We start from the raw sequence: 24,406 nt of genomic DNA, 5'->3' as shown, positions 1-24,406 counted from the left end.
TGGAACGGCCCGCCGTAGAAGGTGAAAGCCCTGTAGTTGAAAGTGTGTTCCCTCCGAGACGGATCCCGAGTAGTGCGGGGCACGTGAAACCCCGTATGAATCTGCCAGGACCATCTGGTAAGGCTAAATACTCCCTAGCGACCGATAGTGAAGCAGTACCGTGAGGGAAAGGTGAAAAGGACCCCGGAAGGGGAGTGAAATAGAACCTGAAACCGTGTGCTTACAAGAAGTCAGAGCCCGATCTATGGGTGATGGCGTGCCTTTTGTAGAATGAACCGGCGAGTTACGTTCCCGTGCAAGGTTAAGGTGAGAAGCCGGAGCCGCAGCGAAAGCGAGTCTGAATAGGGCGACTGTAGTACGTGGACGTAGACCCGAAACCGGGTGATCTACCCCTGTCCAGGATGAAGGTACGGTAACACGTACTGGAGGTCCGAACCCACGCACGTTGAAAAGTGCGGGGATGAGGTGGGGGTAGCGGAGAAATTCCAATCGAACCCGGAGATAGCTGGTTCTCCCCGAAATAGCTTTAGGGCTAGCCTCGGAAGATGAGTCGCGGAGGTAGAGCACTGATTGGATGCGGGGCCCGCAAGGGTTACCAAGTTCAGTCAAACTCCGAATGCCGCAGACTTTATTCCGGGAGTCAGACAGTGGGTGCTAAGGTCCATTGTCGAAAGGGAAACAGCCCAGACCATCAGCTAAGGTCCCGAAGTGTGTGTTAAGTGGGAAAGGATGTGGAGTTGCCCAGACAACCAGGATGTTGGCTTAGAAGCAGCCACCATTGAAAGAGTGCGTAATAGCTCACTGGTCGAGTGACTCTGCGCCGAAAATGTAACGGGGCTAAACACACCACCGAAGCTATGGCTTGATACATCTGTATCAGGGGTAGGGGAGCGTTGAATGAGGATTGAAGGTGTACCGCAAGGAGCGCTGGACATCATTTCAAGTGAGAATGCCGGTATGAGTAACGAAAAGATCAGTGAGAATCTGATCCGCCGAAAACCTAAGGGTTCCTGAGGAAGGCTCGTCCTCTCAGGGTAAGTCGGGACCTAAGGCGAGGCCGAAAGGCGTAGTCGACGGACAACAGGTTGAAATTCCTGTACCACCGAAAGCCGCTATGAGCAACGGGGTGACGCAGGAGGGTAGTGACGCAGGCTGATGGATGCCTGTCTAAGCAGTGAGACTGGTGTGTAGGTAAATCCGCACACTCTAAGGTCAAGCTGTGATGGGGAGCGAAACTTACAGTAGCGAAGGTCATGATCTCACACTGCCAAGAAAAGCCTCTAGCCAGGAAGCAGGTGCCCGTACCGCAAACCGACACAGGTAGGTGAGAAGAGAATTCTAAGGCGCGCGGAAGAACTCTCGTTAAGGAACTCGGCAAAATGACCCCGTAACTTCGGGAGAAGGGGTGCCCCGGTAGTGTGAATAGCACGAGGGGGCCGCAGTGAAAAGGCCCAAGCGACTGTTTAGCAAAAACACAGGTCTGTGCGAAGCCGCAAGGCGAAGTATACGGGCTGACGCCTGCCCGGTGCTGGAAGGTTAAGGGGAGTGGTTAGTCTTCGGGCGAAGCTATGAACCGAAGCCCCAGTAAACGGCGGCCGTAACTATAACGGTCCTAAGGTAGCGAAATTCCTTGTCAGGTAAATTCTGACCCGCACGAATGGCGTAACGATTTGGGCGCTGTCTCAACGAGAGATCCGGTGAAATTTTAATACCTGTGAAGATGCAGGTTACCCGCGACAAGACGGAAAGACCCCATGGAGCTTTACTGCAGCTTGATATTGAACTGGGGTGCGATTTGTACAGGATAGGTGGGAGCCTTGGAAGAGGGAGCGCAAGCTTCCTTGGAGGCGCCGTTGGGATACCACCCTGATCGCATCTGAGTTCTAACCTAGTACCGTGATCCGGTACGGGGACCGTGTCAGGTGGGCAGTTTGACTGGGGCGGTCGCCTCCTAAAATGTAACGGAGGCGCCCTAAGGTTCCCTCAGAATGGTTGGAAATCATTCGAAGAGTGCAAAGGCAAAAGGGAGCTTGACTGCGAGACCTACAAGTCGAGCAGGGACGAAAGTCGGGCTTAGTGATCCGGTGGTACCGCATGGAAGGGCCATCGCTCAACGGATAAAAGCTACCCTGGGGATAACAGGCTTATCTCCCCCAAGAGTCCACATCGACGGGGAGGTTTGGCACCTCGATGTCGGCTCATCGCATCCTGGGGCTGAAGTAGGTCCCAAGGGTTGGGCTGTTCGCCCATTAAAGCGGTACGCGAGCTGGGTTCAGAACGTCGTGAGACAGTTCGGTCCCTATCTGTCGTGGGCGTAGGAAATTTGAGAGGAGCTGTCCTTAGTACGAGAGGACCGGGATGGACGCACCGCTGGTGTACCAGTTGTTCCGCCAGGAGCATCGCTGGGTAGCTACGTGCGGACGGGATAAGCGCTGAAAGCATCTAAGCGTGAAGCCCCCCTCAAGATGAGATTTCCCAAGTTTAGTAAGACCCCTTGAAGACGACGAGGTTGATAGGTTGGGGGTGGAAGTGCAGCAATGCATGGAGCTGACCAATACTAATCGGTCGAGGGCTTATCCAAGATTCTAGACACGCGATGGATCGTTTCGGATTCAGTTTTCAGGTGATCAACACATCTGCACGTTTGGTGATGATGGCGGAGGGGTTCCACACGTACCCATCCCGAACACGACCGTTAAGCCCTCCAGCGCCGATGGTACTTGGACCGCAGGGTCCTGGGAGAGTAGGACGTTGCCAAGCGTATTCCCCTTAGGGGATTTTTTTTCGCCCGTAATAGGGATTAGGCATTACATTTTGATAGTATGGCCCGTTGGTCAAGGGGTTAAGACACCTCCCTTTCACGGAGGTAACAGGGGTTCGAATCCCCTACGGGTCATGAGATGGAGACTTAGCTCAGCTGGGAGAGCATCTGCCTTACAAGCAGAGGGTCGGGGGTTCGATCCCCTCAGTCTCCACCATCTAGATTTTCTTATCAATGACGCGGGGTGGAGCAGTCCGGTAGCTCGTCGGGCTCATAACCCGAAGGTCACAGGTTCAAATCCTGTCCCCGCAATGATGGAACCGTGGTGTAGGGGTTAACATGCCTGCCTGTCACGCAGGAGATCGCGGGTTCAAATCCCGTCGGTTCCGCCATTTTTACTTTTGGTTTTCGGACGAAAAGAGGAAATGGACTGAGAAGTACAAGCAAGACGCGGACGTGGCTCAGCGGTAGAGCATCGCCTTGCCAAGGCGAGGGTCGCGGGTTCGATTCCCGTCGTCCGCTCCATTTGCGCCCTTAGCTCAGCTGGATAGAGCGTTTGACTACGAATCAAAAGGTCAGGAGTTCGAATCTCTTAGGGCGCGCCATTTTATTTTAACGGGATGTAGCTCAGCTTGGTAGAGCACCTGGTTTGGGACCAGGGGGTCGCATGTTCAAATCGTGTCATCCCGATTGTATAGAGGAATGCGGAATAAAAAGCACTTTTATGAGAAGAATTGTTGATTGTGTACACAGTCTCTTTTCTCATAAAAGTGCTTTTTTATTTGGGGTTGTTTTGTTTCGACCTTTTTTGTTGTACGTTGTTGTTCGATTTTCATTTGTTTAATGGGACGCAGTTATTATTTAATGTTTGGCGTTGCGAGTTAATTTGTTTAGGTTAGGATGGGCTATTTGTATTGAAATTAGATATTTTGAAGATAAACTTATTCGGGATAGAGGGATAGAGGGATAGAGGGATAGAGGGATAGAGGGATAGAGGGATAGAGGGATAGAGAGTTGTGGGAGATGAAGCTGTAGAAATTCATGGTTTTAGGTGCTTTCGTTTAGAGTATCGTTGCTTACAAAGTTTACAAACACCTTAAAAACACGAACCTTATTACTTGAATTTCTGTATTGTTCTTAGTAAGCGTTTACATGATAATGTGGATATTCGGCTAAACGATTATACATGGTTTAATCAAACAGATATTCATCAAAGGGGATGAACACAGATGGTGGTAAAGACAGGCAGACTTTTATCATTGGTAATGGCAGGAGCATTGACGTTGGGATTGGCGGCTTGTGGGAATAGCGATTCTGGTAGTCAAGGTGCCAGCAGTACAGGAACGGGGACGAGCGGCGAGAAAGTGACGATTACGTTCCAAAATATTTATCCAGATCCAACGACACCGACGTACAAAATGATTCGTCAGATTGTGGATCAATATCAGAAGGATCATCCGAATATTGAGATTGCACTGGATACACTCAATACGGATCAGCAGAAGTTGAAATTGAAAACACAGGCAGCTTCGCGCGAGATTCCTGATATCACCATCGTGAATCCGGCTGCACAGATGAAGCCTTATGTAGATGCTGGTTTGCTGGCACCGTTGGACGATATTCTCGATCAGGATGGCCTTCGTGATACATATCAAAAGGGCCTGCTCGATTATTACAGCAAGGACAACAAAGTATACGCGTTGCCGGATGGGAATAATATCGAGGTAGGTTATTACAACAAGGCGCTGTTTGAAAAAGCGGGTATTGCTGCACCACCGACTACATTTGACGAGTTGCTACAAGATGTAGGCAAGCTGAAAGCGGCAGGGATTACACCGATTGCGATCGGGGAGAAAGATTCTTGGACAGGTTCATTTTTGTTCATGAACATCTTGCTGCGTACGAACGGTGGGCCGGGCTTCTTGCAGGATGTTGCAGATGGCAAGAAGACGTTTAACGATCCTGCGTTTACTGAAGCGGTAGAGGCGTTTGAGAAGCTGGTACAGGCGGGAGCATTCCCGGATGGTGCAACTTCGATTGATGCGACAGCAGGCGGTAATATGTTCCGTACAGGGCAGGCGGCAATGTTCTTTATCGGTACGTGGGAGACGGGGGCGAATGATTCGTCTACAGTCGGCAAAGATGTGGGAGTGTTCAAGTTCCCGACGGTTAATGGCAAAGGCGATCCAGATCAATACATGCTAGCGCCGGGTAGTGCATTTGCAGTGTCTGCGAATAGTGAGCATTTAACGGAAACGAAGGATTTCTTGAAGTATTTTGCGACTCAGTATCCGAAGGTGTCGTTTGATTTGAAAAATGCGGTAGGTATTGGTCAGAAAGTGGACGGCGACTTCAAAGCAGCGGGTTACTCTCCACTGGCGATTGAAGTGCTGGATCTGTTCAAAAATATCAAAGGCGGCGATTTGTCGTTTGATAATACGATGAATCCGGCTGTATCGCAGGTGCATTTGAGCAGTATTCAAAACCTGTTTGTACAGCAGGTCGATCCGAAGCAAGTGGCTGAGGAGCATCAGGCAGCATTTGAAGCAAACCCGAATTGATGAGGTAAGAGTTGGACGATACTGGAATCGAATCTGAACTAGTGAAGTGAAAATTGGGTAGCACTTGAATTCAATCTGAATTGAGGAAATGAGTGCTGTAGAGTCACTTGCAATACTTATTTTGGATTTGAGTTAGAAGTAATCAGCCAAATGATTTACAAAGATGAACGGTGAGGTTGGTAGTTCATACTTTATCGACTTCGATTGCGATCCGTTGAGTGAAAATGCGATAGCGATCCGTTGAGTGAAAATGAATAGGCGCAAGTGGAAAAAATGACAGGGGCGCCGGTTGCGTCCCTGTTATTTTTAAGAAGTACTGATGATGCTTAACAAGGATATAGAAAAAGGAGGGGGAGCAACCATGAATGTACTCAAGGTGCCAGCGCGGACGATTGCGGTGTTTGTGTTGCCTTGTTTGTTGTTATATATCGGGACGGTGTTTGTGCCGATTCTGGTTTCTTTTTATACGGCGACGTTGGATTGGAATGGGATTGGGGACGCGAAATTTGTAGGACTGGCGAACTTCCATACGCTGTTGTTTGCAGACAATAACTTTTGGCCGTCGGTGAAGCGGACGGTGATGTATGCGGTGTTCTCGATGATTGAGATTCCGTTTTGTCTGTTATTTGCGATTTTGTTGAATCGGTATGTGCGTAAGGGAAATCGGCTGGTGACGATTTATTTTGTACCTGTCATTCTGTCGAACGTTATTCTCGGTCAGCTGTGGAAAACGATCTACAATCCGACTTCGATGGGCGGGATGTTGAACGGGATTCTGGTACAGTTGGGATTGGAGAATTGGACGCACAGCTGGTTAACAGAGCCAGCGTATGCGATGTACGCTCTGTATTTTGTATCGTTGTGGCAGTATTTTGGATATCATCTGTTGATTCAGTTTACTGGGGTACAGAATATTCCCGATGAGATTTATGAAGCAGCGAAAATTGATGGTGCGGAAGGATTTAAGGCGGATCGGTATATTACATTTCCGATGATTGTGCCTATTTTTAAAATCTCAATTGTACTGGCATTTATCGGCTCGCTGCAAGCGTTTGAACTGGTAATGGTTATGACGGGCGGGGGCCCTGCACACGCGACGGATACGATTGCGACGCATATGTACAATATGTCGTTCTTATCCCAGAAATATGGGTACGGCAGTGCGGTGGCGACGTTCTTGGTCGTATTCTGTCTGATCATTACGGTAGTGATTAATTTTATCTTTAACCGGATTGAACGTAAAGTGACCTGAGGAGAGGAGCATATACGATGGTAAAAGTGAAAAAAGGGTTTGTCTATCTGCTCTTCGCCGTTCTGGTCGTTACGCAGATCTATCCGTTGTTCTGGCTGCTCATGTACTCGCTGAAAACGAATGAAGAGATTTTGAGTGGCAGTTTCTTTTCGTTTCCGAAGATTCCGCAATGGCATAATTATGCGGAAGCCTATACGTCGGGCAGTTATCTCAAGTATCTGGGCAACAGTGTGCTGGTGACGGGTGTGACGCTAGTTGCGGTGATTTTGCTTAGTGCGATGACGGCGTATGCGATCTCGCGGTTTAAGTGGAAGTACGGACCGTATGTGATGCTGCTATTTTTGCTAGGAATGATGATTCCGATGCAGGCGACGCTGCTGCCGCTAATGATTATTTTCAAAAACCTGCATCTGCTGGATACACGCTGGGCGATTATTATTCCGTATACGGCATTTGCGCTTCCGATCGCGGTGTTTATTCTGAGCGGATTTATGCGAGCAATTCCGACGGATATTGAGGAATCGGCGTTTATCGATGGGGCGAGTGTATATCGGATTTTTCGCAGTATTATTTTGCCGATTTCGATGCCGCCGGTAATGACGGTGTGTATTCTGACTTTTATTAATATTTGGAACGAGTATATTGTGGCGGCGACGTTTATCTCGTCAGAGAATCTCAAGACGCTGCCGTTTGGGGTGTATACGTTTGTGAGCCAGTATTCGGTCAATTACGGTAATATCGGGGCGTTTCTGATTATGGGTGCGTTGCCGGTTATTATTATCTACTTTATCCTGTCGGAGCGGATTACGAAAGGTATGGTTGCGGGAGCGGTTAAAGGGTAGGTTGACGTTGAACGTAATACGCTGGGTGGATCGACGATCGCTCTAAGGTGTTTGTTTTAAGGTATTCGTTTTAAGGTATTCGCTTTAAGGTGTTTGCTCTGAGATGTTTGTTCTAAAATGTTTGCTCTAGAGTATTCGCTCTAAGATATTTACTCTGAGGTTTTGACTCTGGGATGTTCATTATTGGATTATGAAGTTTTTTGAAAGATTGTTGAAAGGATTGTTCAAAGGACGATCAGATGGAGAAGTACGTATATGCTGTTAAAGTGTTATAAGTTATGCGTAGCATGTGCTGTAGATTGTATCGTTCTCATGTAAGCACAATTATATATTATTTTGTAAAATAAACCCTCTGATATCATGTAGTCTGGTATGATTTGGAGATGAGGGGACAGGTTGTGGGCGACAGGTGCGGAGCAGAGGGAATGAGCTTCCGCTGCTGTCGCTGTTTGACTTGTAAGAGACGGTGTCGTGTAGCTTGATGTAGCCGGGAATTGGGATTATGAGTGAGAGAGTCTTCTGTGAAAGTAATCGCGGAGTGACGTGAACAGAGTACGCGTATAAAGTTGTGGAGTGGTGTGAAAAGAGTAGACTTTTGAAGTGTACAGTTTAACAATTGAGGTTGAAGGTTGAAGGTTGAAGGTTGAAGGTTGAAGGTTGAAGGTTGAAGGTTGAAGGTTGAAGGTTGAAGGTTGAAGGTTGAAGGTTGAAGGTTGAAGGTTGAAGGTTGAAGGTTGAAGGTTGAATGTTGAATGTTGAATGAAAAAGGAAAAGGAAAAGGAAAAGGAAAAGGTGACAGTTAGGTGCTGAGTAGGCGGTTTATGGGGGAGGGGTTGGTGTGCCGCGCAGGTTTCGGTCGATTCATCATCGGTTGTTTGTGCTGTTCTTGGTATGTATGACGGCGATTTTGTTGATTGTGACGGTGTTGTTTTATAACCGGGCGACGACGCAGTTTCATGATAAGCTAGGCGAGATTGCTCGCAAAAATGTATCGCAGACAGCAGGGCTGTTGGATCTGCTTCTCGCCAGTTATGACAGTCTGTCCAAGTCGATCAGTACGAATGCGGATATTGTACGGCTGGTGGCGGAGAAACGGATATTGCCGCCGCAAGTAGAGTATGTGAATCAGCACAATATTACGAATATGATGGGTGCGATTTATTTTTCCCGTGACGATCTGGTCGGTATTCATATTATCGGGGAGAACGGCAAAATCTACGATTACGGCAATTATACGACTGTGACTGATCCCAATTATGCTTCATCCGACTGGTATAAGCAGATTAATGCATCGACTGGCAAAATGGTGTGGCTCGGTGTGTTCTCACATTCGCTGATTGATACGATGGAGGATTCGCCGGTATTTGCGTTTGGGCGTCCGATCTTCGATCTGAATGAGCAGCATCAGATTGGGATTGTTCTGTTTGAGGCGAAGGCGGATACGGTTGTGGCTGCGGTCAACAATCTGAAGCTGGGACCGAACAGCAAGGTGAATATCGTGAATGGCACCGGTCAACCGGTAGCAATCTCGCTAGAGCCGAACCCGCAGCCTGCACGTCTGCCAGAGCATCTGGAGCTGCCGGATATTCCGGGCGAAGTGACGGTGCGGCAGGATGGAACGACACTGGTGGCAGCTTCGCGGCTGGATAAAATCGATTGGACGATTGTAAGTACGACACCATCGCAGGATCTGAATGTGGAGCTGGCGCAGACGAAGCGGTATTTATTCATTGTGGTGACGATTTTGCTGTTGTTCTCGGCGTTAGTGGCGTTGATTGTGTCGCGGACGATTTCTTCGCCGCTCGGTCGACTGGTACGGCAGATGAAGCAGGTGGAGAACGGGAATTTCCACGGGATGGTCAATGTGACGTCGTATGAGGAGATTAACGGCTTGGTGGATTCGTTTAACCATATGGTTCGGCGGGTGGAGGAGCTGATTGAGCGGGTGAAGCTGTCCACGGTGAGTGAGAAGAATGCCGAGCTACATGCGCTGCAATCGCAGGTGAATCCGCACTTTCTGTATAATACGCTGGATATGATCTACTGGATGCTGGATGAAAAGGGCAATGATCGGTTGGGCGAGGTGGTACTGTCGTTATCGCAGATGTTCCGATACAGCAGTCACTGGGAAGGCAATGCAGAGGTAACGCTGCGCGAGGAAGTGGAGCAAATTCGGCATTATTTGACTATTATTCAGATGCGACTTGAGGATCGGCTGACGGTGGAGATTGTCATTGATGAACGATGGCTGGATCTGATCGTGCCCAAAATGCTGTTACAACCAGTGATTGAGAATGCGGTCAAGCATGGGCTGGAGGCACAGCGGGAACAGGGTCATTTGCTCGTGGAGGCGGTGCCGGATGAGAAGTATCTGAATATCCGTGTGCAGGATGACGGGGCAGGAATGACGCCAGAGACGCTAAATCGGTTGCGTCGTTCTCTGCATTTGCCGGATCAGCAACAGGATTCGCAAGGTAACGATGGCATGACGGTGGCGAAGCTTCGTCAGGGAATTGGGATGCAAAATGTACATCAGCGGCTGAAATATATGTTTGGCGAGCAATACGGAATTGGGATTGAGAGCAGGGTTGGTCAAGGGACAACGGTTACGTTGCGGCTGCCTTTGCCAGTAGAATGGGCGGCGCCAGCGTTGGCAGCCGATTCGTATGAATACAATGATGGTACGGTGAATCGCAGCAATAAAGCTGAGTCAGATCATAAGAGCGCAGGCGGTTACAGTAACAACATCGAGTGAGATGATAGCAGCGAATGATGTGGAACTAACTCAAACGTGCGATACGGAGCTAGCTACAGGGAAGAAGTAATGGATCGGAAATATCATGAAGGAGGACAGAATCATGCATATTTTGATCACTGACGATGAGAATTTTATACGAGAAGGTATCAAGCGGACGATTCGCAATGCATTTCCGCAATATGATGTGCATCTGGCAGCATCGGCAGAGGAAGCGGTGGAGCTGATGAGCCGTTACCAGATGGATGTAGTACTGACAGATATTCTAATGCCCGGCATCAATGGGCTGGAGCTGATGCGTATCTCCCGCAATAAGCAGCCGCAGGCAAAATGGGTTGTCATCTCGGCGCATTCCGAATTCAGTTATGCGCAGCAGGCGGTGCATCTGGGCGCACGCGATTATTTGCTCAAGCCAATTGGTAAAACAAAGCTGACCGAGCTGATGCAGACACTGACGGCGGAAATTGTGCAGGAGCGCAATCATGTGCAGGAAGAGGAGACGCTGCGTGAAGGGCTACATTATTTGCGCGAGGCGGCATTTCAACGGTTGGCGGCGGGGCTGAGTGTCGGTAAGATTAGTTTGGAGCCATTATTGGACGATTACCCGGAGTATTATCTGATCTCTGCCGAATTGGAGCAGGGTGGGAATCATGGTCCATTGGAGCATTTTATTGTAGAAAATGTACTCACCGAGCTGATGCAGGAGTACGGGCGCGGCTTTGTGGTGAGTTTGGATCGGCATAGCCTGCTAGGGTTGGTATCGCTGCGTGCAGATGTGTGCATAGAGGAATTGCAGGAGCGGATTGTGGAACAGTTGCAGCGTTGCTTGAAAACGCAATCATTGTATACGGTGCATTCTGGTCCGCATCGCGGGTTTGAACAGGTGGGGGAAAAGGTAAAGCAACTGCGTCATCGCCCAGCTGTCGCTATGTATGAGCAGCCGGAGGGCAAAAGTAGCGATACAGCAATTCGGATGGCGCTGCAATATATTCAGGCGCATTTTCAAGAGGAATTATCGCTGGAAAAGGTGGCGGCGGTGGTGTTTTTGAATCCGGTGTATTTTAGCCAGCTGTTCAAGCAGAAGACGGGGCAAGGGTATAAAGAATATGTAATCTCACTGCGTCTGGATCAGGCGCGGGAACTATTGCTGAACCCACATCTGCGGCTGGTGGATATTGCGGAGCAGATCGGGTATGGGAGTGTGCGGCATTTTACACAAGTATTTCGGAAAAAGTATATGCTCACACCGACAGAATATCGGCAGCAGCAACATGTACTGGAGCATTGAGTGTGAATGGGAACTGATGGTGTGAAGTGCAATTGCACATGTGCATCGTTATGATCTGTGAATACGCAAAAAACTCATCCTGCGGCGGTGCGCCAAGGGTGAGTTTTTCGCATAATGTGGAGAAGAGAGTACTTGATCAGTGTAATGGATTTGGTCAGCGGTGAACTGGAAGGGAACGAACCAGTGAATCAGTATGCGAGTCCGACCCGATAGCCAATATAGCGATCGTCAAGCAATTGCTGATAGGTAAAATAAGCTGTATCTCCGGTCGAGATTTGTTTACCACCATCCGGCAACATGTCGCGTTCTACTCGGTAGCCGCCTGTATATTCGCCGTCCGGCAAATAGGTCGGGCAGACGATCGTCCATTGTAGAGAGGACTCGTGCAGCCATTCATACACTTTGCGGTGTTCCTCAGCGGCACGGGTGCTACGCTGCCTTGATTCGGCGGTTTCGTAGCGATAGCGGTCAGCGGCGGTACGACTTTGCAAAATGCCAGCGGTGCCGATGGTGATCAGTCGAGTAATGGATTGCTGCTGCATAAGTGGAATTAACGTATTCATCGTCACAGTTAATGCATCGGACTTGTCAGTACCGATGGCGCTAATCACTGCATCTGCTCCATTCAAAGCAGCAAACAGATGGGTACTGTTACGCGTATCGCCAGTCAATAGATGCAAACGTGTATCCTTGCTGCGTATCCCATCTGCTGTAGGCGTGACCGTCTCGATCATATTGGCAAAAGAAGGCTGCAACAGCTCCCTTTCGCCACGAATCGGCACTCCTTGCTGATCCAGCGAAGGAATGTCGGTCGTAAACAGTTGCTCCTGCAAGCGTTCGGGTGAACGTACCAGCACGGTAACATCATGTCCAGCACGTAGCAAATACTGCAAAATAAGCCGACCCGTACGACCGGTGGAACCGAGTAAGGTAATATTCATATTCCATTCCTCCCACGAAATGCGTATGTCACGTCCGTATTGTGCGTATCCGTATAGGAAGGCATCCTGTGTATGTTGCGAATTCGCTCACTATCATGAAGCGAAACGTAAGTGGAAAACAGGATTATTCAGCGTCTTGCCAGTGCTGTTCGCAAAATGCTGCCAGTTCGCTCTCTTCATCATCTTCCAGATCAAATTCGAGCAGACGATCGGTTCCCTTTTCGACCAGATCGTATGTGACCAGCTTGCCCTGTTTGTCTTCTACGCGATAAACGGCGCGAATATATACACCGTTCGGTGTGTACAGATCGTCCTCCGCATCCACATCCAGATCGATTCTGAACTCATAACGCTTGCCGGATAAAATGCCGAACGGATCGCGAATCCACTCCACCTGATAACTTGTCATGTCCATAGCTATATACCTCCTGCGCAGACGAAGCTGCACTTGTGTCAAAGTGATTGTGCCTCTGCGCATCTTCTCAGCCGCGCAGTGCCTGCTCTATTATAGCATGGTTGTAAACAGGGGATGAAGCGGTGAACAAAATGGCGAGTGTAGCGATCCATTTCATTACATAGGCTGCTGGATAGTTTCTTTATTCTTTCTATGCTGGTAGGTGATATAATCTTTATACACTACATAAAAAGGGGTTACATAGAATGAGGAAGTTTTTATTAGCAAGCGTAATATGTATTGTAGCATTATCCATAAGCGGTATATTTTATCCACATCATGCGTCGGCAGCGACTCCCGCTTATCGGCTGTATGTGGATCAGGTGCAATTGGATGCTAAGTCCGTACCTGTTATGCAAAATGGAACGATGATGGTTCCGCTAAAAACTGCTTTTACTGCACTTGGCTATACGACAAGTATTCAATCCAATGTGTGGAGCATGAAAAACAATGAAGGTAATTATATTGTACTCACTCTTACCAGCAAAACGGCAAAAGTGAATGGTAGCAAAAAAGCTCTATCAACTGCTCCACAAAAAATAAACGGAACTGCATTCATTTCACTGAAATCGCTTGGTCAGATTACAGGTAAAGTGTTTGGGATTGATACGATCCGCTATGCGGTCTGGCTTGGCGAAAAGCCAATCTTGAATTCATTTGAACATTTGTGGGGCATAGCGCCAGAGCAGCTAAAAGCTGTTAAGGATGACCATATGTTTGTTGACCAGTCCTCTAATAATAGCATTACGATCATGCAGTATATGGATACAATTAATGATAATCCAAGTACAACGTATTTTATTTTTTACAATGATTCTTTGGTTAGGATGATAGCAGATGTTGATGTATCGCAATACAATGCTGCTGATCCTTACAATGTGGCTACTATGCTTGGGTTTTATGTTGGTGTCAAAAATGAGTTTAGTCGTAATCTGGGGAAATTCACCAAAGATCAATCATTTAAAGAACCACAAGGAAACAAGCAGCTAACAAGTTTGGTTTATTCGATGCAATATCAATCTTTTCAATATCAAACAGAATGGAAAGATGGACGTACAGCAGCTGCATTGCAATTGCTTTGCGATGGTGCCAGCTATTCAATGAGAGTGACAATGACAGATACATCTGCGGACAGCACTGTGCTTGGAGTATTAGATGAAACACTATAGCCACAACCTGTGCACTATGCGAGACGGAACCTAGATATTGTTTTACGATGTTGGAAACTATAGTTAGTAAAACAGCGGATCGGATACTTTTCTATTCGATCCGCTGTTTTGTTGTGCTCCTTTGTTATGTTACAAACACAGCTGCGTCAGTCGGTGGACTGCTTCCTCCACAGGCACAGCCATTTCTACGCCTTCCGCCAGATCGCGTAGCTTCACCTGCTGTGTACGTACTTCATCTTCGCCGATTAACACTACAAAACGAATACCACGCGTATAGAGACTGTTCAGCAATTTGCCGAGCTTGCGGCCACTCGTATCCGTAATGGTGGAGATGCCTGCCGCGCGCAGTAAACCGCTCGTACAAACAGCTTCCACCACTGTGTCCCCAATCGGTATTACAGCCACATCTATAGCAGCACAATTGCGCAAAATCGCTTGCGCCTGCGTCTGCTGGCGATACAATTCCATCACTGATTCCAATCCAAATGACAATCCGACCGCAGGCAACTCCAATTCTGGATCGCCAGCTAGCTTGCCGATCATGCCGTCATATCGTCCGCCGCTGCCGAGGCTGGATGTGTATTGACCGGTGGCATCGAAGATTTCGTATACAGTGCCGGTGTAAAAGGATAATCCACGCGATAGAAAGAGATCGAATACACATACTTCGTCCATGTTTAGAGCCGTCAGTAACTGCTGCAAGCGCATAGCTTCTCTGCACCCCGGCTGATCTTCCAATCCGTATGCAATCGAAAGGGCGGTTAGTGTCAATTGCTGAGGATCGCGGTCGATAAGCTCCATCAGGCGATTTGTTGAGGCGGCATTCAATCCTTTGCCGCTTAATTCGGTAGCAACGTCGGTGCGGGAGATTTTCGCCAATTTATCGAGCGTGAGCATGACTGAGGAGAGCAACGCTTCCGGCACACCAAGCGCTGTTAGCACTTCTGCCAGCAGGCGCCGATTGTTCCAGCGAATGACCACCGGAATATCCAATTGGTCAAATGACTGCATGGCCAGTTGGAACAGCTCCAATTCCGCTTCTGGTCCGGTCAGACCGACTACATCGGCATCGCATTGCCAAAATTCACGCAGCCGTCCGCGCTTGGTTGGCCCGTCACGGAACACTTTGCCCATTTCAAAACGGCGGTATGGCAGACGCAGACCGGGGTTCAAGGTCAGCAAGCGCGCCAGCGGCATCGTCAGGTCGTAACGCAATCCAAGCTCTCGACCGCGTTGATCGCTCAACTGATAGATTTCTTTGGTGATTTCCTCGCCACCGCCGTATTTGGAAGTCAGCCATTCCAGTTCACTCAGTACAGAAGTCTCCGCTTCCTCGTAGCCAAAACAGGAAAACTGCTGCTCCAGCAGATTGCGAATTTGTCGGCGCAGCCGTTGTTCGCCGCCCGTGTAGTCGGACGTGCCTTTGACATTTTGCATATACAGGGTTTGCATAATAATCTCTCCTTCGGGATAGGTAGGATATGCCGGTTGGACGGTATCAAACAAAAAACGCGCAGGACCTCTTGGTCCTGCGCGTTTCATATCCCGCAGGGAGGCCAACGCGAAAAGCGCTAGCCACCCTGTTGTATAATTCAACAGATTGGCTAACGCCTATGAAAATGATACAGCTTTCCGGTCAGACCGATGGAGGAGACTCCGCATGATGGAATGATCCACGATACATCCAGACGACAAATCATAGTATCCGCTTGCTTCATACAACAATCTCCTCCTTCGATCCATGTAGTCGGGAGCACAGGGCTTCCGTTTGAATTATTAGCCATTATATGCCCGTCATTCGCAAAATGCAAGACTGGATTTACGAACTATATTCGATATAGACGAATGATCATGAACAGATCAATCGCATGTCGATGAGCGGGAATCGCTTATTTTAGCCAATCCAATTGCAGCTGCTGATGCTTGTTAAATAGACTAGGTGCAACTAGCAGACCGAGCAGAATACTGGTCACAATAGCAGATGTCATCAAGGTAAATACAATCAGCAGCTGAAAGCGTACCGCCGTAATCGGATCAGCACCGGCGATAATCTGACCTGTCATCATACCAGGTAGCTGCACCAGTCCAATCGTCTTCTGACCGTCGATGGTAGGGATCATGCTGGAGCGAATTGCGCTTTTGAGGACTGGCAAAATCGCCTGTCGTGGCGTTGCCCCGAGCGATAGCATGACCAGAATCTCACGCTATCGCAGACTGACTTCGGAACGCAGACGGCTGATCAGCAGACTGCCCAGTACCATCGAATTGCCGATAATCATCCCACTGATCGGAATGATATAACGTGCGGTTGCCGGGATGATACCAAGTCCAAGCATAATCGCTTGTGTGAGCAGCTCCACAATCACGAAGGTGCCAAATACTTTTATAGCAAATCCAGGTAGGCGCTTGCCCTTGCTGGCGACATTGCGAGCTGCGACACCGATCATGAGCAGAACGAATAACGCGACGACCCATAGCTGCTGTAACCCGAAGATCATATTCAAAATGTAGCCGATTATAATGAGCTGCACAGCGGCACGCAGCATCGCAATCATAACGTCCTTTTCCAAACCGAGCTTGAAGGAGCGTGACAGCACAACAGCAAGCAGCACAAACGATAGGGACAAACTTAGCGCCAGAATACTCATAGCGTAGGATTCTCCTGTGTGGATGACAGAAATTGTCGTGCTGCATCCGTTTGTGGATGAGACAGCATCTTATCGGCTGTGCCGGTTTCGACGAGCCGCCCATTCTCCAAATACCAGATATACTGCCCGATACGACGCGCTTGCTCCAGATGATGCGTGACCCACACTAGCGTGGTGCCCTTGTCTCGATTGAGCTGTAGTAATAATTGCTCGATATGCTGCACAGACGATGGATCGAGTGCAGATGTAATCTCATCCAGCAGTACAATAGCCGGTTGACCGATGAGTGTCCGTATTAGCGCAATCCGTTGCTTTTGCCCACCAGATAGCTCGCTTGCTTGTCGCTCCAGCAGATCAGACGATAGACCGACACGCTCCAGCCATTGCACCGGATCGTCCACTGGAAGCTGATGCAGTCGGCTGGCAGTCAACAGATTGTCGCGCACCGTTCCCGGCAGCATCGGTGAATCCTGAAACACCATGCCTACCGTTCGCCGCAGCTGATTTATCTGCCAGTCGTGCACGAGCGTTCCTTGTACGGACACCTCGCCTTCATTGGCAGTTAGCAGCAGATTGCATAGCGATAACAGTGTGCTCTTGCCGGAGCCGGAAGGGCCGATCAGCATCGTTATGCTGCCCTGCGCAATCTCGCCGTCGATATGCTGCAAAATCGTTGCAGGCGGTTGATCTGCTGATGTTACTAGATGTACAGATACCTGTTTAAACTGAATGGCGGTAGCTCGCGTTGAAAGGGATGACGGCATATAAGCACTCCTTTTCTAGTCCGACATCGTGTATAGACATGGACAATGAATCAGTAGAGCCGAGGGATAGCGCACGTATAACCATATGTCTCCATTGTGATCATTTCCAGTACTTATTAATAATCTCGTCGCGACCGGAATACATGCGGGATTCTTTGTAGTATTTCGGATCTTTTTTGTGGAAATTCTGGTGGTATTCTTCTGCCGGATAGAAGACGGATACAGGTTCAATCGCAGTCACAATCGGCTGTTCAAAACGACCGGATTGTTGCAGATCCACTTTGGATTGCTCGGCAAGCTCACGCTGCTGCTCGGTATGGTACAGAATCGCCGCCCGATACTGGCTAGTACGATCATTGCCCTGACCGATTGCATCCGTTGGATCGATTTGCGGCCAATATAGTTCTAACAAACGCTCATACGGGAAAATGTCAGGATCATACGTAATTTGCACGACTTCCAGATGCCCGGTTTCGCCAGTTAATACCTGCTCATAGGTTGGATTCTCGACTGTACCGCCCATATATCCAGATATGATGCCATGAATCCCCGGCTGTTCCTCGAACGGTGTCACCATGCACCAGAAGCACCCGCCAGCAAATGTTGCTTTTTCCATCCCAATCATTCCTCATTTCCTATGCAATATACGATGATATGTCATCTAAATTCTTCCCATTATACCACCGCTCTTTGAAGAGAAGGCAGCAAAATCTATATTCCGAATGCAATCTGCTCAAGTGTGACATTCATGTATATTCATGCAGTATGTAGCTATGATCGTGTCACATTATGATCTCAAATACGGCATGAGCGCCAATACAAATTGGTATACAAAATAAAGCGCAAATCCGATCAATAGCAAACCGGCGATTATAGAGACGATCTTGATCGCTTGGCGACTCATCACTTTACGTGTCACCGATACGATGCTTAACAGCACTATGTCATGAGCAAGGATACCACTCAGAATCCCACAGGCTGCAATTACAAAGCCGCCCTGTTGACGTGTATCGTATGAGCTGGCGAGCACGGCTCCAAATACGGATACCCAGAATACTAGATTCCCCGGCGAAATGGCGACGAGCAAGCCATTGCGGTAAGTGGCGAAGAATGATTTTTGCGTTTTGCTATCGGCTGGCGTAATGTCCTTGTCGGCATTACGGATGGAATCATAACCTAGATACGCAAGAAATCCAGCACCAATCAGCCAGAGTGGAATCTGGATATACGGCAATGATAATACGGATGCTCCGCCAAAATACAGCACAACAATCAGCGTCAGATCAATCGTCATGCCACCGAGACCAACCGCCCAACCGTGGATAAAGCCGTTCTTCAAGCCTTGCTTGATCATCTCCACCGTAATCGCACCAATCGGCAGAGCGATGGTTAGCCCAATCAGAATATATTTCAAATAAATATCCACTAATATACTTCCTCCTGTTTATCAATATGTATGCAAGAAAATGAAAAGTCATACATTTCAGTTTAATATAACATCTCATGGCAGGCAACCATCTTTTAGAAAGGAACGCCATACGCAACATCCTGCAAATGAGAAGCTGAAATGGCTACAATAGCAAGTTAATTATGCTAGGAAGTGACATTCATCTGTAGTTGTCTGCGCTTGTGTAAAGGAAGGTGCATTTGTATAATGGGCATACTTATAGGAGGGGATTACATGTCATTTTCCATCGTGATTTTTCAGGGACCAAGTGCTTCGGGGAAAAGCACGCTACAAGCGCGATTGGGCTTGCCGAAGATCGTCACATGGACTTCGCGTACGCCAAGAACGGGCGAGCAGGACGGGGTAGATTACCACTTTGCTACACGCGAGCAGATGGAGGTGATGAATCGTCAGAGCTTAATGCTGGAAATTAGCGAATATCGCGGCAATCTGTACGGTACAGCGCGAAGCTCGCTGGATGAAGCGGTACGCGATCAGCAGCCGCGTTCTAGCGTGATGGATGCGCCGGGAGCGGCACTTGTTAAACGACAGCTGGGCGACAAGGCACTATTGATCGGTGTAAGTGCTAGTCGCGAGCAATTGGCACAGCGGTTGTTTGATCGTAAGGTGAGCGTGGAGGAGCAGCAATTGCGATTGGCTTCATTTGATCAGGAGATTGCAGCGCTATCACAATGCGATGTCATCATTCGCAATGGGGAAGGACAGTTACGGACAGCGGAGCGTGTGGTCGATTTTATTCGGGCAGGTATAGAGGCTCGCTGAATGAAGTTGCAGAGATTCATACAAGACCCCCAAGCCGCTGATTGTGTAAAAGGAATGAGCGGTTTGGGGGTTCATATGATGTTGATCTGATTAGTTTACAAATATCTGTTATCGCTGGCTGCGCTCCTGAAGCTCCAGCAAAATCGCTGCCATATCGAGCTCGCCTTTACCATGCTCTGTCGCATCGGCAAATGTGCGGTCGGCGGCAGCCGCGAGTGGCAGATCAACACCGTCACGGCGCGCTTCGTCCATTAGCAGACCGAGGTCTTTGGATAGTAGGCGAATCATGAAGGCGGATGGAAAGTCTTCTTGCAATAAAGAGTCTTTTTTGGCATTCAGCATCGGCGTAGCGACTGCGGATTGACCGATCATCTCAATCAGCTGCTCGCGCTTCAACCCGGCATGCTCCCCGATCACCAGTGCTTCGGCAATGCCCTGCATCGTAATGCCGAGCATCAGATTGATCGACAGCTTGGCAGAACTGCCTGCGCCAACATCGCCAAAATGAATCGTATGTTTGCCAAGCATATCAAAATACGGCTGACAATGCTGTACCGCATTCGCTGTACCGCCCGCCAAAATAACGAGTTGTCCCTGCTGCGCGGGGGCAACTGAACCAGACACAGGTGCATCGAGATAGATAGCGCCTTTTTGCTGTACGGATTGTGCAAATGCTCGCGCTTCGCCCGGACTAATTGTGCTCATGTTGACGATATAACTGCCTGCGCGTACATGATTCAGAATGCCGTCCTCACCATCCAGCACTTGTTGCACGGTATCGCCCTTGGTCAGCATAATGAAAATCATATCCGCTTCGGCTGCCGCTGCGCCCGAGGACGAATATAGTGTAGCGCCCGCTTGTTTTAGTGGTGCTGCTTTGTCGGCAGTCCGGTTGTATACGTGTATGGAATAGCCTGCTTGTTGCAAACGCTGTGCCATCGGCAACCCCATATGTCCGGTGCCAATCCATGCTACATTGCTCATGATCAAAACTCCTTTGTCTGTTAAATGACGTTTCATCTTCAACTGATTGGTATAAATGGTGGATAGATGCAATTGTGCATTCGTTTACGCTAACGAGTACGTTTTAGAACACGCTGTGGCTCTTGCCATTTCGTTTACCTCCTATGCATTACCCGTTTCACCAGGCCTTGTTATCAGCTGTATTGCAGCAGGTTAAGCTTTGTACCGAAATGGGAAAATGAATGGAATCGACGATGAAAAGTTGACATTTGAATGTAATGTAACTATTATGGTTACAGGAAGACGTTATTTGTATGCAAGCTGAATGCTATAGATACATCATTTTACAGGGAGGCAATTGATATGAAAATCGCAGTTATTGGAGCAACAGGTAAAGCAGGTTCACTGATCGCCGAGGAAGCATTGAGCAGAGGCCATGAAGTAGTCGCCGTTGTACGCAGCGCAAGCAAAGTGCAAAATGACAAGCTGCATGTCGTTGAAAAAGAAGTCAACGATCTGACTGCCAACGATCTGCAAGGTGTGGACGTACTGGTGAACGCATTTGGGTCTCCTGATGCGGAGCAGCACGTACCCGTCGGTCGCCACCTGATCGATATTTTGCAACAAAACCCAACGACACGCCTGATCGTCGTAGGCGGCGCAGGTAGCCTGTATGTGGATGATGCGCAAACGACTCGTCTGATTGATACACCGGACTTCCCAGACGAATACAAACCGACTGCATCCAACCAAGGCAAAAACTTGGAAGACCTGAAGCAATCGTCCGGCATCCAATGGACATTTGTTAGCCCAGGCGCTTTCTTCGACCCAAGCGGTCCGCGCACAGGCTCTTACACACTGGCAGGCGAAAAACTGACCGTCAACAGTGAAGGCAACAGCTATTCCAGCTACGCTGACTATGCCATCGCGATTGTAGACGAAGCCGAACAAGCAGCCCATGTTAACGAGCGCATTAGCGTAGTAACGGAAGCGAAGTAATTAGCGATTTCGAATCCGTGTTTGGTGCATCATCATTGGCTAGGCAAACACACACATTATCTAAAGATTTAAATAGAATATAATAAAGAACGCCTTCTCTGCTTGATTATAGGGAAGGCGTTTTTTTCGTTTGAGAATGAGCTTGTGTTATTATTTAATATTTGGTATAAAATGGATTTTATTAACTTTACATATTATGCTGAACGTATAAACAGGTATGTCATTTGTCAGACAATATGTTTTGCTGGTGGATATCAACGAGATGATCTGTTTATGTCGGAATGATCTAGTTCGAGATCACCTAATGATGATACAAAGGAGGCTTCGTATGAAAGTGCAAAATCAGCAATATGACCGCAGATTCTCACAAGGACGCGGCGGTAATGGTTCACCACCTCAAAAGATGAGTCCTCAATCCAAACGAAGACTTATCATAGCAGCAATCATAATCGCACTGCTGGTCGGTACGCCATATGGATATGTACAGTACAACAAATGGAGTTATGCGCAGCGAGTTACAGATTATCTGATACAGCAAGAGCACTATACCCAACAAGAATTGCAGTCAGTAGAAGGATTCTGGGGAATTATGCTGCCCGCATTTTATGTGGATGTGGTGTTTGCAGATGAACCTAACATAACGTATACGTACTTTGCTCATGCGGGAGTTAAACAAATGCAGCATCGACCAACAAATGGCGAAATTCGTGATCCTATCGGAACGACTCCCCTTAAGCATTTGGAGAATGAGTAACCGTATTCCTCTTCCAAATATCAACAATTAACATAAATACATAGCATTCCCTAGCAAAAACGGATATAATGAAAAAAATAATTCCGATAAGAATTATAGGGAATGGTGAAATGACATGGCAAAACACATAAAAGGGATGCCTTCGGTCAAAAAAGCGGTGTACGATCGCATCGCGGCGCAGCGCAATATTTCCAAGGCTGAAATCATGGAGCAGTTTCAGTTGACCAGCAGCAGTCTGACGCGGCTGTTGGATGAAATGACGCGTGAGGGCTGGATTATGGAATCCGGCTTTGGGCAATCGACAGGTGGGCGTCGTCCTATTTTATATCAAATCAATCCGGCACATCGGTACATTCTGGGGCTGGATATTTCGCGGATTTATTCGGTGTTGGGGTTATACGACATGGAGATGCGACCGCTGGAAATGGTGCGCTGGAGCATGGATGAACAGATGACCCCGCAGCGACTCGTTGAGCATACATCGCAGCAGATTCATGAGCTACTGTTACGTCACGATATTCCGCGGCATCTGGTGCTTGGTCTGGGTGTCGGTGCGGTAGGTCCACTTAGTCGGGAGCAGGGACGGATTCTGAATCCGCTCTATTTTGCCGCGCCGGGCTGGAACGATGTGCCGCTGCGCAGCTGGCTAGAGGAAGCGACTGAGTTGTCGGTCATTGTAGAAAATGGTGCGAATACGGCGCTCACGGGTGAGCACTGGATGGTGCGCGGCGATCATATCCGACATATGCTGTATGTGCATATCGGCACCGGTTTGCGGTCGGCGATGATGTCCAACGGACGAATTGTGCATGGAGCGGTCGATATGGAAGGTTCGATTGGTCAGATGATCATTCAGACAGATGGACCACGACTGCACGGTACAGGCAACTATGGCGCGCTGGAAGCTTTTGCATCGGTGCAGGCGGTGGAGCAGCAGGTACGCTCGCGTAGTAAAATGAGTCGGGAGCAGTGGACGGGCGGCAATCTGGCATTGAAGCCGGAAGCGATTAATTTTGCGACAATTGTGCAGGCGATGCAATCAGGCAATGAGTATGTGCGCGAGATTTTTGCGCAATCGGCGGCGTATATGGGCATTGGACTAGCGAATCTGATCAATGTATTGCACCCGGAACGAATCATTCTTGGTGGCGTGATGATCAGCGCGCACGATCTGTTTTACGATACAGCGATTGCAGTAGCAGAGCAAAACATTTATTATTCTGCGAGCTACCAGCCGGAGTTTTCCAAAGGCATTTTGCAGGAGACCGCAGTATCTACGGGTGCAGCGGTGATGGTATGGAATGCGTATGAGCTGTAAATGAAGCACATCATCGAAGGAAACAGCGTTGTATTATCAATTGTGTTATCAAACGTATCACCAAAAAAGGCAGAGCGGTCTATTCCAAGATCGCTCTGCCCTTTTATTTATCATTATGGTTCTCATTGTCGTTCTATATCACTATGGTTTGGTATGATGAGCGTGTTCTGTATCAGTGTCGTTCTGTATTGTTCAGTCCATTCATTCCTTGATGATTGTCATGGTCAGCGCTCATTCAAATAGCTGTACTTTGGGATCACGCTGGAGTACATGCACAAGCATCGCATGCAGCTGCCCACGATGATGGTAAAAGTGAGCCTGCGTATCTAACAGCCACTCATAACGGGAATGCGTTCCACCCCAGTAAGCTGTCGTATGCGTTAGCAACTGTTCCTCTGTCAGCCCGGCAATGCCTTGCTTCAAAGCGGTATAATGCTTGGTCAGCGAATGGATGATGTCTTCGCTATTCATGGCAGGCTCGCTATCGGCATAAAAGATATCCATCTCTTCCTCAGATGCCCCAGCGCCGATTAGAAAATCAGCTTCGCACAGTACAGACATATGCACAAGCAGCTCACCGATGGACATCTTCTCCGGCGTTGGCTTCACATTCAAGTCTTCAGCGCGTAGCGTATGAATCATATTGATGACAGATTGGATCGCCATATCCATCTGATGGAACACACCTTGACTGTATACATTCACAA

At 48.4% G+C, this 24,406-nt stretch carries 18 protein-coding genes, 7 tRNA genes, 2 rRNA genes and 1 pseudogene (1 of these 28 only partly in view); 19 read left to right on the top strand and 9 right to left on the bottom strand.

Features of this window, described 5'->3' with window-relative positions; genetic code table 11:
- The 14 genes from ACE3MZ_RS22380 to ACE3MZ_RS22315 all read left to right on the top strand — a co-directional run.
- Positions 1–2,581: ribosomal RNA gene (locus ACE3MZ_RS22380) — 23S ribosomal RNA — on the top strand; it begins 349 nt to the left of the window's first position.
- Between the two features lie 62 nt (positions 2,582–2,643).
- Positions 2,644–2,760 (top strand): 5S ribosomal RNA (rrf, locus tag ACE3MZ_RS22375).
- Between the two features lie 64 nt (positions 2,761–2,824).
- Positions 2,825–2,896: transfer RNA gene (locus ACE3MZ_RS22370), tRNA-Glu, on the top strand.
- A gap of 6 nt (positions 2,897–2,902) precedes the next feature.
- A tRNA-Val gene (locus ACE3MZ_RS22365) sits at positions 2,903–2,978 on the top strand.
- Positions 2,979–2,999: 21 nt separating this feature from the next.
- Positions 3,000–3,073: transfer RNA gene (locus ACE3MZ_RS22360), tRNA-Met, on the top strand.
- Positions 3,074–3,077: 4 nt separating this feature from the next.
- Positions 3,078–3,153: transfer RNA gene (locus ACE3MZ_RS22355), tRNA-Asp, on the top strand.
- Positions 3,154–3,211: 58 nt separating this feature from the next.
- Positions 3,212–3,286 (top strand) — tRNA-Gly (locus ACE3MZ_RS22350).
- A 3-nt stretch (positions 3,287–3,289) separates the two neighbouring features.
- Positions 3,290–3,366: transfer RNA gene (locus tag ACE3MZ_RS22345), tRNA-Arg, on the top strand.
- 11 nt (positions 3,367–3,377) lie between these two features.
- Positions 3,378–3,451, top strand: a tRNA-Pro gene (locus ACE3MZ_RS22340).
- 539 nt (positions 3,452–3,990) lie between these two features.
- Positions 3,991–5,322, top strand: coding sequence for an extracellular solute-binding protein (locus ACE3MZ_RS22335; protein ID WP_411344279.1), 1,332 nt, complete (start codon positions 3,991–3,993; stop codon positions 5,320–5,322).
- 361 nt (positions 5,323–5,683) lie between these two features.
- A complete protein-coding gene (locus tag ACE3MZ_RS22330; RefSeq protein ID WP_411344278.1) occupies positions 5,684–6,574 on the top strand; it encodes a carbohydrate ABC transporter permease in 891 nt (296 codons plus the stop codon).
- Between the two features lie 17 nt (positions 6,575–6,591).
- Positions 6,592–7,416 (top strand): carbohydrate ABC transporter permease, encoded by an 825-nt coding sequence (locus ACE3MZ_RS22325; protein WP_411344277.1) that lies wholly within the window; start codon positions 6,592–6,594, stop codon positions 7,414–7,416.
- A gap of 838 nt (positions 7,417–8,254) precedes the next feature.
- Positions 8,255–10,171: a histidine kinase gene (locus ACE3MZ_RS22320; RefSeq protein ID WP_411344276.1), complete on the top strand. Its 1,917-nt coding sequence runs from the start codon at positions 8,255–8,257 to the stop codon at positions 10,169–10,171.
- A 103-nt stretch (positions 10,172–10,274) separates the two neighbouring features.
- A complete protein-coding gene (locus ACE3MZ_RS22315) occupies positions 10,275–11,459 on the top strand; it encodes a response regulator (RefSeq protein WP_411344275.1) in 1,185 nt (394 codons plus the stop codon).
- Between the two features lie 188 nt (positions 11,460–11,647).
- Here ACE3MZ_RS22315 and ACE3MZ_RS22310 read toward each other — a convergent pair whose 3' ends face one another.
- Together ACE3MZ_RS22310 and ACE3MZ_RS22305 are read right to left on the bottom strand one after the other, a co-directional pair.
- Positions 11,648–12,400 carry an NAD(P)-dependent oxidoreductase gene (locus ACE3MZ_RS22310; RefSeq protein ID WP_411344274.1) on the bottom strand — a complete coding sequence of 251 codons (753 nt, stop codon included), beginning with the start codon at positions 12,398–12,400 and terminating at the stop codon, positions 11,648–11,650.
- A 124-nt stretch (positions 12,401–12,524) separates the two neighbouring features.
- The gene (locus ACE3MZ_RS22305) at positions 12,525–12,815 is read right to left on the bottom strand and encodes a DUF6509 family protein (protein WP_411344273.1); all 291 of its coding nucleotides are present in this window, start codon (positions 12,813–12,815) and stop codon (positions 12,525–12,527) included.
- A gap of 245 nt (positions 12,816–13,060) precedes the next feature.
- Between ACE3MZ_RS22305 and ACE3MZ_RS22300 the strand changes: the two genes are divergently transcribed.
- Positions 13,061–14,023, top strand: a complete 963-nt coding sequence (locus ACE3MZ_RS22300; protein WP_411344272.1) for a copper amine oxidase N-terminal domain-containing protein — start codon at positions 13,061–13,063, stop codon at positions 14,021–14,023.
- A gap of 129 nt (positions 14,024–14,152) precedes the next feature.
- Here ACE3MZ_RS22300 and hisS read toward each other — a convergent pair whose 3' ends face one another.
- The 5 genes and pseudogenes from hisS to ACE3MZ_RS22275 form a co-directional block, all read right to left on the bottom strand.
- Positions 14,153–15,475, bottom strand: a complete 1,323-nt coding sequence (gene hisS / locus ACE3MZ_RS22295) for a histidine--tRNA ligase (RefSeq protein WP_411344271.1) — start codon at positions 15,473–15,475, stop codon at positions 14,153–14,155.
- A 437-nt stretch (positions 15,476–15,912) separates the two neighbouring features.
- A pseudogene (locus ACE3MZ_RS22290) lies at positions 15,913–16,671 on the bottom strand (ABC transporter permease).
- A complete protein-coding gene (locus ACE3MZ_RS22285) occupies positions 16,668–17,435 on the bottom strand; it encodes an ATP-binding cassette domain-containing protein (protein WP_411344270.1) in 768 nt (255 codons plus the stop codon). The pseudogene ACE3MZ_RS22290 and the gene ACE3MZ_RS22285 overlap by 4 nt, the downstream one beginning before the upstream one ends.
- Positions 17,436–17,535: 100 nt before the next feature.
- Positions 17,536–18,051, bottom strand: coding sequence for a peptide-methionine (S)-S-oxide reductase MsrA (msrA, locus tag ACE3MZ_RS22280; RefSeq protein ID WP_411344269.1), 516 nt, complete (start codon positions 18,049–18,051; stop codon positions 17,536–17,538).
- A 171-nt stretch (positions 18,052–18,222) separates the two neighbouring features.
- A complete protein-coding gene (locus tag ACE3MZ_RS22275; RefSeq protein WP_411344268.1) occupies positions 18,223–18,861 on the bottom strand; it encodes a LysE family translocator in 639 nt (212 codons plus the stop codon).
- A 255-nt stretch (positions 18,862–19,116) separates the two neighbouring features.
- On the opposite strand from ACE3MZ_RS22275, the gene ACE3MZ_RS22270 reads away from it, so the two are divergent.
- Positions 19,117–19,665 carry a guanylate kinase gene (locus ACE3MZ_RS22270; protein ID WP_411344267.1) on the top strand — a complete coding sequence of 183 codons (549 nt, stop codon included), beginning with the start codon at positions 19,117–19,119 and terminating at the stop codon, positions 19,663–19,665.
- Between the two features lie 108 nt (positions 19,666–19,773).
- On the opposite strand, the gene ACE3MZ_RS22265 is transcribed toward ACE3MZ_RS22270, so the two are convergent.
- On the bottom strand, positions 19,774–20,649 hold the full coding sequence (locus ACE3MZ_RS22265) for an NAD(P)-dependent oxidoreductase (RefSeq protein WP_411344266.1): 876 nt from the start codon (positions 20,647–20,649) through the stop codon (positions 19,774–19,776).
- 342 nt (positions 20,650–20,991) lie between these two features.
- Here ACE3MZ_RS22265 and ACE3MZ_RS22260 point away from each other — a divergent pair, with 342 nt between their 5' ends.
- The 3 genes from ACE3MZ_RS22260 (at position 20,992) to ACE3MZ_RS22250 (ending at position 23,699) form a co-directional block, all read left to right on the top strand.
- Positions 20,992–21,627 (top strand): NAD(P)-dependent oxidoreductase, encoded by a 636-nt coding sequence (locus tag ACE3MZ_RS22260; protein ID WP_411344265.1) that lies wholly within the window; start codon positions 20,992–20,994, stop codon positions 21,625–21,627.
- Positions 21,628–21,955: 328 nt separating this feature from the next.
- Positions 21,956–22,381: a DUF3139 domain-containing protein gene (locus tag ACE3MZ_RS22255; RefSeq protein ID WP_411344264.1), complete on the top strand. Its 426-nt coding sequence runs from the start codon at positions 21,956–21,958 to the stop codon at positions 22,379–22,381.
- A gap of 115 nt (positions 22,382–22,496) precedes the next feature.
- Positions 22,497–23,699: an ROK family protein gene (locus ACE3MZ_RS22250; RefSeq protein ID WP_411344263.1), complete on the top strand. Its 1,203-nt coding sequence runs from the start codon at positions 22,497–22,499 to the stop codon at positions 23,697–23,699.
- Between the two features lie 231 nt (positions 23,700–23,930).
- Here ACE3MZ_RS22250 and ACE3MZ_RS22245 read toward each other — a convergent pair whose 3' ends face one another.
- Positions 23,931–24,404, bottom strand: a complete 474-nt coding sequence (locus ACE3MZ_RS22245; protein WP_411344262.1) for a DinB family protein — start codon at positions 24,402–24,404, stop codon at positions 23,931–23,933.
- Positions 24,405–24,406 lie beyond the last annotated feature (2 nt).

This window comes from Paenibacillus sp. WLX1005, assembly GCF_046603685.1.
Classification (GTDB): Bacteria; Bacillota; Bacilli; order Paenibacillales; family Paenibacillaceae; genus Saccharibacillus.
The sequence above is the reverse complement of the archived record's forward strand: the minus strand, read 5'-3'. Positions and strand labels throughout refer to the sequence as shown.

Excerpts from the sequence above, each read along its gene's own strand:
- ACE3MZ_RS22270 (WP_411344267.1), top strand. The coding sequence starts at position 19,117 with ATGTCATTTTCCATCGTGATTTTTCAGGGACCAAGTGCTTCGGGGAAA.
- msrA (WP_411344269.1), bottom strand. The coding sequence starts at position 18,051 with ATGGAAAAAGCAACATTTGCTGGCGGGTGCTTCTGGTGCATGGTGACA.
- ACE3MZ_RS22255 (WP_411344264.1), top strand. The coding sequence starts at position 21,956 with ATGAAAGTGCAAAATCAGCAATATGACCGCAGATTCTCACAAGGACGC.
- ACE3MZ_RS22260 (WP_411344265.1), top strand. The coding sequence starts at position 20,992 with ATGAAAATCGCAGTTATTGGAGCAACAGGTAAAGCAGGTTCACTGATC.
- ACE3MZ_RS22305 (WP_411344273.1), bottom strand. The coding sequence starts at position 12,815 with ATGGACATGACAAGTTATCAGGTGGAGTGGATTCGCGATCCGTTCGGC.
- ACE3MZ_RS22310 (WP_411344274.1), bottom strand. The coding sequence starts at position 12,400 with ATGAATATTACCTTACTCGGTTCCACCGGTCGTACGGGTCGGCTTATT.
- ACE3MZ_RS22325 (WP_411344277.1), top strand. The coding sequence starts at position 6,592 with ATGGTAAAAGTGAAAAAAGGGTTTGTCTATCTGCTCTTCGCCGTTCTG.
- ACE3MZ_RS22250 (WP_411344263.1), top strand. The coding sequence starts at position 22,497 with ATGGCAAAACACATAAAAGGGATGCCTTCGGTCAAAAAAGCGGTGTAC.
- ACE3MZ_RS22335 (WP_411344279.1), top strand. The coding sequence starts at position 3,991 with ATGGTGGTAAAGACAGGCAGACTTTTATCATTGGTAATGGCAGGAGCA.
- hisS (WP_411344271.1), bottom strand. The coding sequence starts at position 15,475 with ATGCAAACCCTGTATATGCAAAATGTCAAAGGCACGTCCGACTACACG.
- ACE3MZ_RS22285 (WP_411344270.1), bottom strand. The coding sequence starts at position 17,435 with ATGCCGTCATCCCTTTCAACGCGAGCTACCGCCATTCAGTTTAAACAG.
- ACE3MZ_RS22300 (WP_411344272.1), top strand. The coding sequence starts at position 13,061 with ATGAGGAAGTTTTTATTAGCAAGCGTAATATGTATTGTAGCATTATCC.
- ACE3MZ_RS22265 (WP_411344266.1), bottom strand. The coding sequence starts at position 20,649 with ATGAGCAATGTAGCATGGATTGGCACCGGACATATGGGGTTGCCGATG.
- ACE3MZ_RS22315 (WP_411344275.1), top strand. The coding sequence starts at position 10,275 with ATGCATATTTTGATCACTGACGATGAGAATTTTATACGAGAAGGTATC.
- ACE3MZ_RS22330 (WP_411344278.1), top strand. The coding sequence starts at position 5,684 with ATGAATGTACTCAAGGTGCCAGCGCGGACGATTGCGGTGTTTGTGTTG.